Annotated in this window: 11 protein-coding genes; 4 read left to right on the forward strand and 7 right to left on the reverse strand. The window is 67.0% G+C overall.

Annotated elements, in window-relative coordinates; translation table 11 throughout:
* Positions 1-105: 105 nt before the first annotated feature.
* The 4 genes from AC1Q5S_RS14740 to AC1Q5S_RS14755 form a co-directional block, all read right to left on the reverse strand.
* On the reverse strand, positions 106-3,669 hold the full coding sequence (locus tag AC1Q5S_RS14740; protein ID WP_492239040.1) for a class I SAM-dependent DNA methyltransferase: 3,564 nt from the start codon (positions 3,667-3,669) through the stop codon (positions 106-108).
* Between the two features lie 22 nt (positions 3,670-3,691).
* Positions 3,692-5,023: a type II toxin-antitoxin system HipA family toxin gene (locus AC1Q5S_RS14745; RefSeq protein WP_492239041.1), complete on the reverse strand. Its 1,332-nt coding sequence runs from the start codon at positions 5,021-5,023 to the stop codon at positions 3,692-3,694.
* A 39-nt stretch (positions 5,024-5,062) separates the two neighbouring features.
* Positions 5,063-5,365, reverse strand: coding sequence for a helix-turn-helix transcriptional regulator (locus AC1Q5S_RS14750; protein WP_303833453.1), 303 nt, complete (start codon positions 5,363-5,365; stop codon positions 5,063-5,065).
* A gap of 72 nt (positions 5,366-5,437) precedes the next feature.
* The gene (locus AC1Q5S_RS14755) at positions 5,438-6,397 is read right to left on the reverse strand and encodes a LysR substrate-binding domain-containing protein (RefSeq protein WP_492239042.1); all 960 of its coding nucleotides are present in this window, start codon (positions 6,395-6,397) and stop codon (positions 5,438-5,440) included.
* A gap of 93 nt (positions 6,398-6,490) precedes the next feature.
* Between AC1Q5S_RS14755 and dsdA the strand changes: the two genes are divergently transcribed.
* The 4 genes from dsdA (at position 6,491) to AC1Q5S_RS14775 (ending at position 11,663) form a co-directional block, all read left to right on the forward strand.
* Positions 6,491-7,855 (forward strand): D-serine ammonia-lyase, encoded by a 1,365-nt coding sequence (gene dsdA, locus AC1Q5S_RS14760; RefSeq protein WP_492239043.1) that lies wholly within the window; start codon positions 6,491-6,493, stop codon positions 7,853-7,855.
* 69 nt (positions 7,856-7,924) lie between these two features.
* On the forward strand, positions 7,925-8,911 hold the full coding sequence (locus tag AC1Q5S_RS14765; protein ID WP_303833456.1) for a Bug family tripartite tricarboxylate transporter substrate binding protein: 987 nt from the start codon (positions 7,925-7,927) through the stop codon (positions 8,909-8,911).
* Positions 8,912-8,941: 30 nt separating this feature from the next.
* On the forward strand, positions 8,942-10,501 hold the full coding sequence (locus tag AC1Q5S_RS14770; protein WP_303833457.1) for an amidase: 1,560 nt from the start codon (positions 8,942-8,944) through the stop codon (positions 10,499-10,501).
* A gap of 16 nt (positions 10,502-10,517) precedes the next feature.
* A complete protein-coding gene (locus AC1Q5S_RS14775) occupies positions 10,518-11,663 on the forward strand; it encodes an NAD(P)/FAD-dependent oxidoreductase (protein ID WP_303833458.1) in 1,146 nt (381 codons plus the stop codon).
* A 139-nt stretch (positions 11,664-11,802) separates the two neighbouring features.
* Here the strand turns inward: AC1Q5S_RS14775 and AC1Q5S_RS14780 are convergent, their stop codons facing one another.
* From AC1Q5S_RS14780 to AC1Q5S_RS14790, 3 genes are all read right to left on the reverse strand, one after another.
* Positions 11,803-13,218 carry a dihydrolipoyl dehydrogenase gene (locus tag AC1Q5S_RS14780; protein WP_422205033.1) on the reverse strand — a complete coding sequence of 472 codons (1,416 nt, stop codon included), beginning with the start codon at positions 13,216-13,218 and terminating at the stop codon, positions 11,803-11,805.
* A 218-nt stretch (positions 13,219-13,436) separates the two neighbouring features.
* On the reverse strand, positions 13,437-16,343 hold the full coding sequence (locus tag AC1Q5S_RS14785; protein ID WP_303833460.1) for a bifunctional diguanylate cyclase/phosphodiesterase: 2,907 nt from the start codon (positions 16,341-16,343) through the stop codon (positions 13,437-13,439).
* Positions 16,344-16,445: 102 nt separating this feature from the next.
* Positions 16,446-17,039 carry an IMPACT family protein gene (locus AC1Q5S_RS14790; protein WP_303833461.1) on the reverse strand — a complete coding sequence of 198 codons (594 nt, stop codon included), beginning with the start codon at positions 17,037-17,039 and terminating at the stop codon, positions 16,446-16,448.
* Between the last annotated feature and the right edge of the window lie 110 nt (positions 17,040-17,149).

Here is a 17,149-nt window from a genome sequence, read left to right on the forward strand (position 1 = left end):
GACCGGCGCCAACGGCATTTCACTCAGGCATGTCAATTGTCACGAAAAATGCAGACAGCCCCCTAGGGGTAAGCGCTGATAGCTATGGAATTATGAGCGATTGCATCACCCGCGCCAGGCCGTTCCGCCCTCGGTAGGCTGTGCATGGGCGCGGCCCAGGGCTTCCAGCGTTTGCAGCAGCGTGGGCAGGCCCTTCTTCCACGGGCCACGGCCTTTGAAGCGGGCTTCGAGGGCGGGCAGGGCGAGCGGCACGGGGCTGGCGGCCAGCGCGGCGGCCACGGCGCGCACCTGTTCGGGCAGGGTGGGGGGCCAGGGGAGTTGGGCGGGTTTGGTTTGCTCTGGTTTTGATAGCGATTTTTCACTATCCAAATCAGCCTCTGGCGCTTGATCCTCTTGCGGTAGCAGCTCTTGTTTTTGCAGTGAAATATGCGGATTCTGGAACGCGGGGCGCAGCCAGCGCACGCGGCCCTGGGCTTCCTCGGCGGCGCGCTGGGTGTTGAGCTGCACCAAGTGGGCCAGGATGTCGTCGGTGCTGGCCGCAGCGGGCAGGCCGTACGCCGCCAGCACCGCTGCGTCCAGCTCGTCGTGCAGCTCGCGCAGCACGCCCACCAGGCCCTGGGCGTGCTGGGTTTTCTCTTTGGCGGTGAGCGCGCGGCCTTCGCGCAGCGCCGCCAGCACGTTGTAGATGCCGGTGAGCGTGAGGCCGGTGTGGCCCGCTTCGGGCGCCAGCACGCGTTTGCGGTGGGCGTCGATCTGCTCGGCCAGGTGGGCGATGCGCTCGCGCAGCGGCGGGGTCAGGCCGGTGTCTTCGTCGGGGAAGGGGAAGGTGTCGAAGCAGGTGGATTTGCTGTAGACCGGGCGATCTTCCAATGTGCCGCCAGTTGCCAGCGCCCATTCGATGTGCAACTGGCTCGAAAACACGCCCAGCGAGAACGCGTCGTCGAGCGCGATGGCGACCAGCTTGTGCTCTGGCAGAACCGAAATTGGCAGGAACTGGAACACGCGGTGCTTGGTTGTTTCTACGGTGGCGATATACCGGGGTAAGCCCCGGAGCGCCGCGCGCAGTGTTTTGCGTGGCTCGGCAAATATCCACCACTGTTCGCGCAGCCGGGCACGGTTGTTTTGGTCGCGCTCGGGTTTCACCCGCTCCAGCAGCCACTGGTACATGGTGGGAAAGTTGTCGCGCAACTGTTCGGCGGTCAGGCCAAAAGCGTCGATGACTTTGATGCCTCGCGGGTTGTCGGTCAGGTCACGGCCGTTGCGGAAATCGAAGATGTGCTTTTCCAGCCCAGGTGTGCGCCCCAACCCCAGACTCTGTGCCTGCTCCGGCGTGACGAGAAATCCTTCTCCGGCACGCATCATGCCGTTGACCGACAGGCCAGCCATGGCTTGGAGCTTCTGGGCCGCCGCCACATTCGCCCCCACAGCCAAATCCGCATGGACAAGTCCGGTTTGCGTGGTCAACGTCACCATCACCTCGCCGTGTTCGCCCGGCTGCTCGTTTGTCACGGTGAGCAGTTTCCCTTCACCGCTCCCTGCGGCCAAAACGGTCATGGCAATCCGCACGGCTGCGCCGTTCGCGCTGTCCACCCAAGGGTGGTCGGCAATCGCCATTTCCAGGTGCGTGCCCTTGTCCAAAGCGGCTTGCACCACGCGGCGGTTGAATACCATGGTCAGGCTGTTGGTGGTGATCAACCCCATGCGCCGGGTGTGGCCTGCGGCCACTTGCGCGGCGGCGTGGTGCCACCAGAACATCACAAAGTCGGCGCTCTCGGGCACCTCGGGCCAGGCGCCGCGCAGGGCTTGCACGTAGCCGTCGCCCAGCGCGTCGCGCATCCGCTTGTTTCCAATGAACGGCGGGTTCCCCACAATGAAATCAACCTGCGGCCACTGTGCCTGCCGGGCGCCCACGTAGCGCCATTGCGGCACCTGGGCGGCTTCGTCGGGCACCTGCTCGCCCGTCACGGGGTGGGTCTTGAACGTGCGGCCATCCCAGCGGCTGAGCAGCTGGCCCGCATCGTCATAGGCCAGCTCTTGCGCGTCCCAGGCCAGCACGGCGTCGCGGCATTCGATGTTGCCGTAGTTGTGCACCACGGGCTCGGCCACGGCGGCGTTTCCGCGGGTGCGGATGTGCCATTGCAGGTAGCCAATCCACAGCACCAGCTCGGCCAGGGCGGCGGCGCGTTCGTTCAGCTCGATGCCGCGCAGTTGCTGCAGGGTGACGGTTTCGCCTTCAAAGCCGAGCTGGTCTTGCGTGTGGCCGAGCGCTTCGAGCTGGTTGACGACTTCGCCCTCCAGGCGCTTCAAGTGTTCCAGCGTCACGTACAAGAAGTTGGCGCTGCCGCAGGCGGGGTCGAGCACGCGGGTGGTGCACAGCTGGTGGTGGAATTTTTTGACCTCGGCGCGGGCCTCGGCCAGTTTGGCTTCCATGGCCTTGCCTTGCAGCGCGGCGGCTTCGTGCGCCAGCACCAGCGCGGCGGCCTGGGCGTTGGCCCAGTCGGCGCGCAGGGGCTCGATGACGGTGGGCAGCACCAGGCGCTCTACGTAGGCGCGGGGCGTGTAGTGGGCGCCCAGGGCGTGGCGCTCGGTGGGGTCGAGGGCGCGTTCGAGCAGGGTGCCGAAGATGGCGGGCTCCACCTCGCGCCAGTTGGATTGGGCGGCCTTTATGAGCAGATCAATCTGCGCCGGGGTGAGCAGCAGGCTGTAGCCGTCTTCGCCCGCGCCTTTGAACAGCTTGCCGTTGAAGTGCAGCACCGGCTTGGCCAGCGCGGCAGAAAAGCCGCCCCGGTCCATGTCGGCCCACAGGATGCGCAGCATTTGCTGCAGCGTGGCGGGGTCGTTGCGGTGGGTTTGCAGCAGGCCCAGAAAGGCGCCTTTGGGCAGCAGCTCCACGTCTTCGGCAAACATGCTGAACAGGCAGCGGGTGAGGTAGGCCGCTACGGTTTCAGGAGCTACTTGCGCTTGCTGCGATTGGGCTAGAGGCTGATTTGGCTTGAAGTTTGCGTTGGCGCTGTGGTGGGCTGCGCCATTGCCTTCGAGCGACTTGGCCAGTTGCGCCAGCAGCGCGGCCACGTCGCGGGTGACCTGGGCGCTGATGCGGGCGGGGTTCAGGCTGTCGGGCTCTGTCCAGATGCGGCGCAGGCGGTCTTGCACCTCGGGCCGGGCCAGGTCGGCCAGCTGCAGGCGGTGGCTGCGCGGGTCGGGGAAGGGGGTGTAGGTGCCGCCGGTCTGGCTGAATTCGGCGTACACCTCGATGACGGTGCCCACATCCACCACCAGCACAAAGGGCGGGCGGCCTTCGGCGCCGGGCAGGGCGCGGGCGTAGGCCTCGCCCTGGCTGCGGGCGCGCAGCAGGCCGTCGTCAAAGCCTTTGGTGTGGCTGCCGGCTTTGAGCTTTTTGGCCTCCAGCACAAAGTGGCCGCGCCGGTAGCAGTCGATGCGCCCGGCGCTGGTGCTGCCGTCGCCATGCGCAAACGTCACCGGGCGCTCGAACATGTAGTTTTGCTCGGGCGTGGGGTGGGGGCGCTCTACGCCCAGCAGCGCGCACAGGTCCATCACAAAGCTTTGCGCGGTGGCCAGCTCGCTGGCGGTGTTGTGCTGCCAGCGCTGGATGAAGGCGTGTGTGGCTGCGGTGTCGATGGCTGCGGGGGCGGTGGCTTTAAAGGTCATGCAATCGGGGTGTCGGCAAAGATCAGAGGCCCAGGGCGGTGGCGCCTTGCAGGCGTTGCAGCACGGTGTGTCGCATGGCGGGCGGGGCGGTGTGCAGCAGCTGCGGCCAGTCGGCCCGGGCCAGTCTAACGACATTCCGCAACAAGGCCAGGTGCCGTGGCACGCGCAGCAGGCCGGCGGCCTTGAGCAGGGCCTCCATGTCGTGCCAGGTGAATGCGCGCAGGGTGCGGTCGATGGCGCGGTTGATGGCGTATTGGGTTTCGGGCACGCCGTCAAAAAAGGCGGCCACGCAAACGGGGTCGTACACGGGGGCGAGCTGGGGCGTGCGGCCGTCGGGGTAGATGAGGGCCCAGTTTTTCAGATGCGCGTCGGTGTTGCCCAGGAGGATGAAGGCCACCATGCGGGCCAGGAACTCGCGCGTGTCCTGCACGGGCTGGCGGCTCAGGCGGTTGAGCACGCGCAGCATGGTGGCCCAGTCCTGCAGCACCCCTTTGCCATGGGTTTTGCCGTATTTCTGGCGCGGGGTGTAGCCCAGCACCTGGTTGAACTCTTCCATGTGCACGCGGGCACCGCCGGGCAGGTGGTCAAAGCGTTGCACGGCCAAAATGGTGTTGAAAGGCACGGTGTCGGGCAAATCGGCCTCGGCGCGGGTGATGACGCGGGCATGGGCCACGTTCAGGCCCAGGGCCTGGCACAGCTGGTAGCCGGTGTATTCGTTGGCCACCAGGTCGGGGTGGGCGGTGGTGGGCAGCTTCAAGATCACGCTGCCCGCCGCGCCCCGGCGGTGCACGGTGTAGCGGTGGCCGTCCTGCACGGCGCTGAACTTGGTGACCACGCCGGGCAGCGATGCGGCGTCTTCCACGGGGTATTCGACAAAGCCGGGTTCCAGTACGTCGAGGCCCTGGGTGGTGTGCCAGTGGCGCACCACGTCGGGGATGCCGTCTTGCGCGGGCACGGGCTCCACCTCCAGCGCGCCCATCAGGTCATGGCCGGCGGCGGCCAGCAGCTCGAACTCGTCATCGGGGCTGCAGCCGCGCTCGCGTGCCAGCCGGTCTCGGTTGTGGCCCTCGGGCAGCAGGTTTTGAAAGTACACGGGCCAGCGCCCGTCGGTGCGCACCAGCCGCGCATCGCGCGCTGACGCCAGGATCTGCTGCGTGGCCGCCTCGTCCGCGCCCTGGTAGCTGAGGGACAGGGTGGGCCGCTGCGGGTTGCGGATGTAGCTTTCATCAAACGAGACCCGCAGGATGTCGCCGTACTGCGAGAGGTAGCCAATCGCCTCGCGCCCGCCCGGCGTACCGTCTGCCCGGGCGGGTCGGTGCAGGTACAGGCGCAGGTAGCGGATGGCGGTGGACATGGGGCGGTGGCCTGGCAGGTGGGTGGGGTGCCGCCAGGGTCAACGCCGCAGGCCGTCTACGACAGAGGGCGGGGCATCCACGCCCTCGGGCTGGCCCAGAAACTTGCCACCCGACTGGATGAACGCTTGCAGGCTGGGCCGCAGGCTGCTGGGCACGGCAATGATGTCCATGCCCAGCACGCGCGCCATCTCGGCCAGGGTGGAATAGCGGGGGTCGAGGTCGCCGCCTTCGGTGCGCTGCACCGTCATGCGGCTCAGGCCCGCACTTTCGGCGAGCTGGGCCTGCGTCATCTGGTGGGCCTTGCGGGCGGCGGCGAGGGTGGGGATGAGATCGGTTGACATGATGATGTTTATACTCTTTTTTTAATAAAAGAGTATTTAAATAATCAAATCATTCGCCAACAAAGATCTGAATCAAGGTGGCACCACTGCAGGCAACACCTCGCTGCGCTCGCCGCAAAACCGCCGAGCCTCCTCTGCCAGCCACTCCCTTACCAGCTCCATTGATGGGCTGGGATGGGCGGTGGTCACAAATGAATACGCCGCGCGCGACAGCACGCTGCGCCCCAGCAGCGGCACCAGGCGCCCGGCCTTCACGTCCTGCAGCACCAGCGCTGCGCGGCCCATGGCAATGCCCTGGCCGGCCAGCGCGGCGCCCAAGGCCAGTTGCGACAGGTTGAACTGTTGGCCACAGGCCCAGGGCGGCGGCGGGGTGTTCATCTGGGCAAACCAGTGCTGCCATTCCTCATACGTGTCCGCGCCGTCCCAGGCGCTGCCATCGTGCAGCAGCCAGTCGCCGTGCAGGTCTTGGGGCGCATGTATGGGTGGGTGGCGGGCCAGGAACTCGGGGCTGGCCACGGGGATGAGCCATTCGTCCAGGAATACGGTGGCGTTCAGGTCACGGTAGCCGCCCAGGTCAAACCGCACTGCGGCTTCGATGCCACCCTGCACCATGCGGGTGCGGTCCAGCGTGTGGAACTCGCCAAACACGCGCAGCCCGGTGTGTGGGTGTTGGCGAAAGAAGTCGCCCAGCCGGGGGGTGAGCCAGCTCATGGCAAACGAGGGCGAGCAGCTCAGGGTGGCGGTGGCGGCTTCGGGCGGCTGGCGCATCTGGGCCAGGGTGCTTTCGATGGCTTCGAAGCTCTCGCGCAGCACCACAGCCAGCCATTTGCCCTCGGGCGTAGGCACCAGCGCGCGCGGCGTGCGCAGGAACAGGGGGCGGCGCAGCCAGTCTTCGAGCTGCTTGACCTGCTGGCTCACGGCGCCCTGGGTGATGCACAGCTCGGCCGCCGCCTTGGTAAAGCTGCCGTGGCGGGCGGCTGCATCAAAACTGCGCAGCCAGGCGAGCAGGGAGGGGGTGAGGCGAATATCCATTATTAAAACTAATGCTACGCTCAATATAAATGGTTTGTGACGGGCGCGTGACGGAAGAAGAATGTGGGCAAGACTGATCGAGATAAATTGGCCATGACATTTGCCGACCCCTCCATTGCTGTGGATGCCCTGCTGGCCAGCCGCCTGCACAATGCCCTGCCTGCCCTGTGGACCAACCCGGCACGGCAGGCGCAGCCCGCCGCCGCGCTGCCCGCATTAGGGAGAACCATTAGTCTGGATGATACGCATGCGGCCGCTGCGCGCCTCGCCCGTTTCGCCGGGCTGCTGGCGGACGTGTTTCCCGAGCTGGCGGCCACCGGGGGCGTGGTGGAGTCACCGCTCCTGCCTGCCGCCGCGCTGCAACCCGCGCTGGGTTGGGCCGAAGGGCAGGGCCGTCTATTCATCAAGGCCGACCACAGCCTGCCCGTGGCGGGCTCCATCAAGGCCCGGGGCGGCATGCACGAGGTGCTGGAGTTGGCCGAGGGGCTGGCACTGCAGCATGGGTTGGTACAGCCCGGCGGTGACTACCGTGCGCTGGCCACCCCGGCGGCGCGCGAGGTGCTGGGCCGCTACCAGGTGGCGGTGGGCTCCACGGGCAACCTGGGCCTGAGCATTGGCGTGGTGGCCTCGGCCCTGGGTTTTCAGGCCACGGTGCACATGTCAGCCGACGCGAAAGCATGGAAAAAAGACCGCCTGCGCCAGCGCGGTGTGCAGGTGGTGGAACACACGGGCGACTACGAGCGTGCTGTGGCAGCAGGCCGTGCCGAGGCGTCCCGCAACCCGATGTGCCACTTTGTGGACGACGAGCAATCGTTTTCGCTGCTGCTGGGCTACAGTGCTGCGGCGCTGCATCTGCAAAAGCAGCTGGTGGAGCAGGGCGTGTTGGTGGATGCCGAGCACCCGCTCATCGTCTACCTGCCCTGTGGCGTGGGCGGTGCGCCAGCGGGCATCACCTTTGGCCTGCGGCAGGTGCTGGGGCCGCATGTGCACTGTTTTTTTGCGGAGCCGGTGCAGTCGCCGTGCTTCCTGGTGCAGATGCTGGCCGATTCAACGCAGGGCGGGGGCGGTCACCCCTCGGTATACGACTGGGGCCTGACCAACCGCACCGAGGCCGATGGCCTGGCCGTGCCGCGTGCCTCGCTGCTGGCGGCCGAGCTGATGCAGCCGCTGCTGTCGGGTGTGTGCACTGTGGCCGACGACACCTTGTTCGCGCACCTCGTGCAGGTGCTCGACACGCTGGGCGAGCGCATCGAGCCCTCGGCTGCCGCAGGCTTCAGTGGCCCGGCCATGCTGATGGGCACCACGGCCGGGCAGGCCTGGCTGCGCAGCGCGGGCATCGACGCCGTGTTGCACCAGGCGACCCACCTGGTGTGGACCACGGGCGGCCTGTTGGTGCCTGATGTGCAGTACCAGGGTTTTGTGCAGCGCGGGCGGACCGTGCGGGCGGCGCAGGCCTGAGCGCTGCTCACCTTCTTTCCTCTTTCTTCCCCTATCTTTCCACTTGTCATTTTTGTCTGGAACCACGCCATGAACCGCAAGCAACTGCTTTTGTCTGCCGTCCTCTGTGCCGCCCTGGGGGCCACCGCAGGGGCTCCGGCCATGGCGCAGGAAGGGGCTTTTCCCACCAAGCCCATCACGCTGGTGATTCCGTTCCCGCCCGGCGGTGCGACGGACGTACTGGGCCGCCTGATCGGCAAAAAGCTCGGCGACAAGCTGGGCCAGAGCGTGGTGATCGACAACCGCGCGGGGGCGGGCACGGTGATTGGGGCCACGTCGGTGGCCCGGGCGGCGCCTGACGGCTATACGCTGCTCCTGAGCTCTGGCACCACGTTCACGGTGAACCCCGCTGTGCGCGCCAAGCTGTCTTACGACCCGGTCAAGAGCTTCGAGCCCATCGGCATCACGGGCCGCACGGGCCTGATCCTGCTGGCCAACAAGGATGTGCCGGCCAGTGATCTGCAGCAGTTCGCGGCCCTGGTGAAGGCTGCGCCCGACAAGTATTCGTATGGCTCGTTCGGTGCGGGCACCACCTCGCAGTTTGCGGGTGAGATGTTCTTCCATGCGGCGGGCCTCAAGATCCAGCATGTGCCCTACAAGGGCAGTGCACCTGCGATGACCGACCTGCTCGGTGGGCAGATCCCGTTCACGGTGGACACCGTGTCGGCCGCGCTGCCGCAGCTCAAGGACGGCAAGATCAAGGCCATTGCGGTGACTTCCGGCAAGCGCTCGGCCCTGCTGCCCAAGGTGCCTACGCTGGCGGAAAGCGGCTACCCGGGCCTGGAGATGGACACCTGGTTGGCCATGGTGGCCCCGCGCGGCCTGCCACCGGCCGTGAAGGCGCGGCTGGAGCAGGCCCTGGCCCAGGTGGTGTCAGACCCCGAAACGCGTGGCAAGATGGTCGCCGTGGGGTTTGAACCGTCCTATGCTCCATCCAAGGCACTGGCCGAGCTGATCGACAAGGAACTGCCGCTGATGCGCGCCATCGCGCAGCGCGCCGGCATCACCGCAGACTGAGCGTCTTGTGAACCAGGAGACAAAACCGAGATGACAACCAGCCCCCAAGCCCTGGTCGAGATGACGGCCAATGAACTGCGCCATCGCATCGGCACGCGCGAGATTTCTCCGGTGGAACTGCTCGACGCCTGCATCGCGCGCATCGAGGCCGTGAACCCGTATGTGAATGCCGTTACCGCCACCTGCTACGACCGCGCCCGCACCGAGGCCCAGGCCGCCGAGCAGGCGGTGCTGCGCGGTGAGCCGCTGGGCCTGCTGCATGGCCTGCCCATGGGCGTGAAGGACCTGGAGGCCACGGCGGGGTTGCTGACCACCTATGGTTCGCAGATCTACCGCGAGCACATCCCCGCCGAGGACAACGTGCTGGTGGCGCGGCTGCGCGCGGCGGGCGCCATCGTCACCGGCAAGACCAATATCCCGGAAATGGGTGCGGGCGCGAACTCGCGCAACACGGTGTGGGGCGCCACGGGCAACCCGTTCAACCCCCACCTGAACGCCGGGGGCTCGTCGGGCGGCTCGGCCGCCGCGCTGGCATGCGACATGCTGCCGGTGTGCACGGGCTCGGACACGGGCGGGTCGCTGCGCATTCCGGCATCCATCTGCGGGGTGGTGGGTTTCAGGCCGTCGCCCGGCGTGGTGCCCAGTTCACGCAAGCTGCTGGGCTGGACGCCGATTTCGGTGGTCGGCCCCATGGGCCGCACGGTGGAGGAAGCCTGCCTGCAGCTGGCCGCATCGGCCGGCATGTCGGCCGGCGACCCGCTGAGCTACCCGCTGGACCCGATGGGCTTCCTGTTGCCCGAAACCGTCGATTTGAGCCGCCTGCGCGTGGCCTGCACGGAAGACTTTGGCGCCTGCGCCGTGGACAACGGCATCCGTGCCGTGTTCCGCCGCAAGGTGCAGGCCATGAAGCACCTGTTTGCGCGTTGCGACGCCATCGACATCGACCTGGGCGATGTGCACCGCTGCTTTGACGTGCTGCGCGCCGAGGCCTTTGTGGCCAGCACGCGCGAGGCCTACGAGCGCGACCCTGCCAGCCTGGGCCCCAACACCCGCGCCAACTACGAGATGGGCGCCGCCATGACGCTGCTGGACAGCGCCTGGGCGCAGGCCGAGCAGACGCGCATCCTGGCGCGGTTCCAGAAGCTGTACGAGGACTACGACATCATCCTGGCGCCGACCACGCCCTTGTCGCCGTTTGCCTGGACCGAGCTGTTCGCCAGCCACATCAACGGCGAGCCGCAGGCCAACTACTACCGCTGGCTGGCGCTGACCTATGTGACCACGCTCACCACCCACCCGGCGCTGAGCCTGCCCTGCGGGCTGGACGATGTGGGCATGCCGTTCGGCCTGCAGATCGTGGGCCGTTTTCGCGCCGACCGCCACACGCTGGGTGCGGGGCACGCGCTGGAGCGGGCGTTCAAGGGCATTGCCGGGCTGGCGCGGCCCCGGCCCGACCTGGCCCAACTGATGCAAACGCGCGCCGAGCCCGCACTGACCTCCATCGTGACCAGCGCGCCCGACCCCCGCGACGCCCGCAGCCTGCCGCGTGACGACCGGGCGGCGTCGGCGGCGCAGGTGTCGGCGGTTTGAAAAGGAGACTCTGACCATGCAAACCGTGGACACCATCGTGATCGGTGCGGGCATTGCCGGGGCCTCCGTGGCCTGGCAATTGGTGCAGCCCGGCGGCGCAGGTCAGGGCGCCCGTGTGCTGCTGCTGGAACGCGAATCGCAGCCCGGCTACCACACCACGGGCCGATCGGCCGCCCTGTACATGGCAACCTATGGCACGCCCAATATCCAGGCGCTGACGCGGGCCAGCCGCGCTTTTTATGATGCGCCGCCACCCGAGTTCGGTGCCGACCCCATCCTCTCGCCCCGGGGCGTGGTCTATGTCGCCGGGCCGGACCAACTGGACCTGCTGAAGCAGACTTACGACGAGGCACATGCCACCTCACCCAATGTGAAATGGGTGGAGCAGGCCGATTTGCTGGCGATGCTGCCTTGCCTCAACCCCGAAGCCGTGGCTGCAGGAATGAGCGAGCCCGAGGCCGCCGATATTGACGTGAATGCCCTGCACCAGGGCTACCTGCGCGGGCTGCGCCAGCGTGGCGGCCAGGTGCTGACGCATGCCGAGGTGACGGCCGTGCACCGCGCGGACGAAGGGTGGCAGGTGACGCTGGCCGACGGGCGCGTGTTTGCAGCCCCCACCATCGTCAACGCTGCAGGCGCCTGGGTCGATGCGGTGGCGGGCCTGGCGGGCGTTCCACCCATCGGACTGGAGCCGCGCCGGCGCACGGCGTTTACCTTTCCTGTGCCCGAGGGCATGGACGCCACCCACTGGCCCGCCGTGGTGGGCATCGACGAGAGCTTCTACTTCAAGCCCGATGCGGGCCAGTTGCTGGGTTCACCCGCCAATGCCGATCCCACGCATCCGCACGACGTGGTGCCCGAAGAGCTGGACGTGGCCACCGGCATCTATCACATCGAGGAAATGACCCGCTTCCAGATCCGCCGCCCGTCGCACACCTGGGCGGGTCTGCGCTCGTTTGTGCCCGATGGCGACATGGTGATCGGCTGGGACAACCATGTGCCCGGCTTCTTCTGGCTGGCCGGGCAGGGTGGTTACGGCATCCAGAGTGCTGCGGGGGCCTCGTTGCTGGCGCGGCAGCTGTTGCGCAGCGAGCCGCTGGCCGAAGAACTGGTGCGCGAGGGCGTGGTGGTGGAAGGGCTGTCGCCTGCGCGTTTGCGCTGACCTGGTTTGCGTGGCAAGCAGCCGTGGATGCCCAGGCGAAGGTCCCTGGTGACTCCTTGGGGCAATGGTGGGTTATCGGCATGCCTGCGCGCGGTTTGAGCGCTGTTGCACGTTCAGCGGTCCCTGGCCTTGGCGTCGGCTACTCCAGCGCGGGCACATCCAGGGCCGCGCAGGCGGCCAGGTCGGAGGCGCGGGTGTGTGGCAGTTGGTGGGCCGCATCGCGCAAGGCGGTGCGCAGGCCTTCTTCCAGGGTGGGGTGGTAGAACGGCATGCCCAGCAGGTCGTGCACCGTCAGTTGCTGCTGCACGGCCAGGGCCAGGAGATGGGCCAGGTGCTCTCCATCGGGGGCGCAGAGCTCGGCACCCAGCAGGCGACCGGTGGCACGGTCTGCGTAGATGCACAGGCGCCCGTGGTTGCGTTGGGCGGTGCGGGCGCGGCCTTGCGTTGCGTAGCTGGCGGTGCCGGTGATGGTGCGGTGCGGGTCCATGTCCACCATGCGCGGCCCCACGATGGCGACGTTGGGGTCGGCAAAAACGATGGACAGCAAGGTGCGGCGCCTGAAGCGGGTGGGTGCCGTGGCCAGGGCGTTCATGCCCGCGATATGGCCTTCGTCGGCAGCCTCGTGCAGCAGCGGGATGTGGGTATTGGCGTCGCCGGCCAGAAACACCGGCAAGTCGCCAATTTGCTGGGTTTGCGGGTCTACCGTCGGCAAGCCACGCCGGTCCAGGGGCACGCCCAGTGTCTCCAGGCCCAGGTCCTCGACATTGGGCACCCGGCCCAGGGCAGCGATGACCTGGTCCACCACCACGCGGTTGCTGCCGCTGGCGACTTCAATGCCCCCGGGCACTTCGCGCAGTTGTGCTTCGGCCCCCATGTGCAGCACCATGTCTTGCTTGAGCAGCGCTGTCAGTTCGGCGTTGAGTGCCGGGTCGCCCAGGCCTGCCAGCGTGTGGCCGGTGGTGAATGCAGCCACTTGCAAGCCCAGCCGGGCAAGGGCTTGTGAAATCTCCACACCCATCGGGCCCATGCCGATCACGGCAATGCGGGGGCCGAGGCTGGGCTGCTCGAACAGCGTGTCGGTGGTGAGCATGCGGTCGCCAAACGCCAGCCATTCTTCTGGCACGCGGGGACGTGACCCGGTGGCGATGATGATGCTGCGCGTGGCGTAGGCCGTGCCGTCGATGTCCACCGACTGCGGTCCCAGCAGGGTGGCGCGTCCCGATATTTGGGCACTGCCCAGTCCGCTGGTGGCTTGGAGGGCGCCCGCCACCAAGTCGTCGCGCAGTGCGCGTACGCGTTGCAGCACGGCGGGCAGGTCGGCGGTCAAGGCGCTGGCGCCCCGCAGGCCAAATTCTTCGAAGGTGTGGCGGCGGTGGAAGGCGTTGGCTGCCTCGATCAGCGCCTTGGACGGCATGCAGCCCACCCGTGCGCAGGTGGTGCCCCAGGGGCCTTCGTTGACGATGAGGTAGCGGTCGGTGTGCTTGCGCACTTCACGCAGGGCGGCCAGGCCCGCCGTGCCTGCGCCGATGATGAGGGTGTCGAGCGATGGGCTCATGTGAGGTCTCCCAAAGGGCCAGGAAACCTGAAGTGTGCGGGCGCAGTTGCCGGCGGCTTGTAGGCGAACAGGCATTGCGCCTGGCGGTGGGGGCCGAAAAGCCGGCGCCTGGCACGAGCCGGAGCCACAGAAGTTCGGGGGGCGAAACCACCCGGCATCGATGAAGATTGGAGTTTTTTGGCTTTGCCGCTGGCTGGAAAATCGCTTGCAGCTGTGTTTTATGCAGCGGTTCCCGCCGGCCGGGCCTGAACCTCGGCCTGCGCCGCGTGCGCGGGTGTCTGCTGGCGTGCCTGCAGGTTGGTGCGCACAAAAGCCTCGAAATGCCCGGGCAGCAGCGGGCGGCTGAAGTGGTAGCCCTGCACCTGGTCGCAGCCCTGTGCGCGCAGATAGTCCAGTTGCTCGGCGGTTTCCACGCCTTCGGCGATGGTGGTCATGCCCAGGCTGTGGGCCATCTGGACGATGGCGGTGGCAATGGCCTGGTCGTCCGGGTCGGTGCCGATGTCGCGCACGAAGGACTGGTCGATCTTGAGCTGGTTGATGTGAAAGCGCTTGAGGTAGCTGAGCGACGAGTAGCCGGTGCCGAAGTCGTCGATCGACAGGCGGATGCCGCGCTGGCTCAGCTCCTGCATCTTCTGGGCGGCGACTTCGGGGGTTTTCATGGCCACGGCTTCGGTCAGTTCAAGTTCGAGGCCTTCGGGGGGAACGCCGGTTTGCTGCAGCAGCTGGCTCACCATGTCGGTCAGCCCGGGTTGGCCAAACTGCACCGCCGAGAGGTTGACCGCCATGGTCATCATCGGCAGGCCACTGTCGAGCCAGGTGCGCAGCTGGCGCAGCGCGGTCTGCAGCACCCATTCGCCAATCGGCACGATGAGACCGTTGGCCTCGGCCAGCGGAATGAATTCGGCCGGCGACACCACGCCCCATTGCGGGTGGTTCCAGCGCAGCAGGGCTTCGGCGCCGACGATGCAGCCGTCATGCAGCGACACCTGCGGCTGGTAGACGAGGTGCAGCTCGCCGCGCGGCAGGGCCTGCTTGAGGGCGTTGCCCAGGGCCAGCGCGCGGGAGGAATGTGCCTGCATCTCGGGCGTGAAGAAGCGGTAGCTGTTGCGCCCTTCTTCCTTGACGCGGTACATGGCTGTTTCGGCGTTTTTCAGCAGGGAATCGAGCTGCTGGCCGTCATCGGGTGAGATGGCGATGCCGATGGATGCGGTCACGAACATCTCTTGCCCGGCCACCTGCATCGGCTGCGCCAGCAAGTCCAGCAAGCCGGTGCAGAGCTTGGCGGCTTCGTCCTGGCTGGTGTGGGGCAGCAGGACGACAAAATCATCGCCCGAGTGGCGCGACAGCGTGGCGTCGTCGGGCAGATCGGAGCGCAGGCGCTGGGAGATTTCCAGCAGCAGCAGGTCGCCCACGTTGTGGCCCAGCGAGTCGTTGATGTCCTTGAAACGATCCAGGTCGATCCACAGCACGGCCAGGGCGGTGCTTTGGCGGATGGCGTAATCAAAGTGCTTGCCCAGCATGGTGCGGTTGGGCAGGCCGGTGAGCTGGTCTTGGTGCGAGAGCTGCTGGATGCGCGCGGTGGCCCGTTTGCGCTCGGTCACGTCTTCTTTGTGGGCGAGGTAGTGGGTGACCTCGCCTTCTGCATTGCGCACCGGATAGATGAGCACCGATTCGGTGTATTCGCGGCCGCTTTTGCTGCGGTTGATGAGGTCTCCCTGCCACGATTTGCCTTGCTGGAGCCGGGCCCACATGTCCTGGTAGGTGGCGGCGGGCATTTTGCCCGATTGCAGGATGCTCGGGTTTTTCCCCAGCACTTCGGCGGCAGTGTATTCGCTGGAGCGGGTGAAGGCGTCGTTCACGTATTCGATGCGGCCTTGCAAGTCGGTGATGACGATGGGTAGAGGGTTTTGCGCAACGGCCTGAGAGAGCTTGCGCATGGCCTCTTCGCTCTGCAGGCGCTGGGTGATGTCGCGCGAGATGACCACGAAGCGCTGGCCATGGCCCGGCTGGGGGGCCTTGCGCGCCACCGAGAGCTCAAACCAGCGTTGGCCATCGGGCACCTGCAAGGCCACCATCCGGCCGCGCGAGAAGCCCTGCTGGCGTGCTTCTTCCAGGGCGGCCAGGGTGATGCCGGCCGCTTCGGCGGGCAGCACTTCCTGCAGGGTCTTGCCCAGCAGTAGGCTGGCGGAGGCGGCCAGGTTGCCCGCATGGCCTGTGCGCACATCCATGTAGCGCCCTTCGTCGTCGAGCTCCAGCATCGTGTCGGGCAGGGCGTTGAGCGTGGCCTGCAGCTGCTGCTGCGATGCGCGCAGCAGGGTGTAAGGCTGCTGCACGGTTTCGACAAACACAGCGCGGTACAAAAAGACGTAGGCGAGCGCCTTGTAGAGGTGGCCCACCGTGTTGTAGATGTCGGTGACGCCGGTGTAGCGCGTGAAGAAAAACTCGCTCAGCGCCATGGTGCACGCCACGGCAAACAGGCCGCTGGTGTTGAAGCTGCGCTGCCGGCGCATGTGCCTGAGCAGCAGCGCGGCGGCGGCCAGGTACAGGGCCATCAATGCATATTCGAAGCCGATCTTGAACGTGGTGAGCCCCTGGCCGGCGACAAAGGTTTCTGGCAACAGGTGCGGGGCCAGAAAAAACAGTCCGTAAAAGGCGGCTACCAGCAGCAGCACCATGGCCAGCAGCGACCATGCGCGGGACCGCGAGGCGCTGGTGCTCCAGGGCAGCCAGGCCACGGCGAGAAAGGTCAGCGCGCTCAGCAGCCGTGCGGCCAGCCAGAAATGAATGCCCTTTTCGGTGGAGTTGGGGGTGATGAAGTCGGGCATGCCGCTGTACGACAGCATGTGGCCGAAGTCGAGGAGGCCCACGCCCAGGAAGGCGCAACCCAGCACCAGCGCGTTGCGTGGCAACTGCTCATGCTTTGCGCTCCAGACCACGCCAAACGTGAGCGCCGCCACCACGATCGCCAGCGTCTCCAGCGCCATGTGCAGCGGCAGGTAGTGCGCCACGCCCCGCATGCCGGGCAGGGAGGGCAGAGCCATGACCAGCACCAGCACCAGCAAAAGGGCACCCACGGCGCGAATGGCCTGGCGGGCCGCGGGCTGGTGGCTGGTGTGTATCAGCATGGGCGGATGGGTTGCTTCTTGCCCGGAGTGGCAAGAGTGCCGGGTGGAGTCGATTTGTATGCGAGTGTAGTGTTTGTAATGGCGTGTTTGAAGACCAGGTGGTCAGTCCACTGGACCGGGCCAGCCGACGCGTCCCTGGCCTTGGTCGTTCATGCGCTGCACAAAGGCGCTGGCCTGGGTTTCGGGCAGGCGCAGCTGCAGGGTGACGAGCGCGCCGTGTTGCACATCCAGCAGTTTGGCGCCTGCGGCCTCGATCTCGCGGCGCAGCAGGCCTTCGAGCGCATAGGGCACCAGGCATTGCAGCGTGGCCATGCGCTGAAGCTGCACCTTGGGCGCCGTGAGCAGAGCCTGGGCCACGCAGTCGGTGTAGGCACGCACCAGGCCGCCGGCGCCCAGCTTGACGCCGCCAAAGTAGCGCACCACCGTGGCCAGCACGCCTTCGAGGTCCTGGTGGCGCAGCACGTCCAGCATGGGGCGCCCGGCGGTGCCGCTGGGCTCGCCGTCGTCCACCGCTGCCGATTGCCCGCCCGCCAGCAGCGCCCAGCAGATGTGGGCCGCACCGGGGTGTTGCTTCCAGAGCGCATCGACATGGGCCTGGGCACTGGCACGGTCGGCCATGGGCTGCACGCAGCCGATGAAGCGGCTTTTCTTGATGGTGATGTCGCTGTGCGCGGGCGCAGCCAGGGTCTGGGGCATAGGGTGCGAGCTTAAACCCGGCAGGGGTATGTCCCCCGTACGGCGACAAAAATGGCATGGCGCCGTAAAATTGTGGGTTACCCACCAAGACCGCGTCCCGCCACGACCCT

This window comes from Acidovorax sp. GW835-FHT14B10, assembly GCF_058793725.1.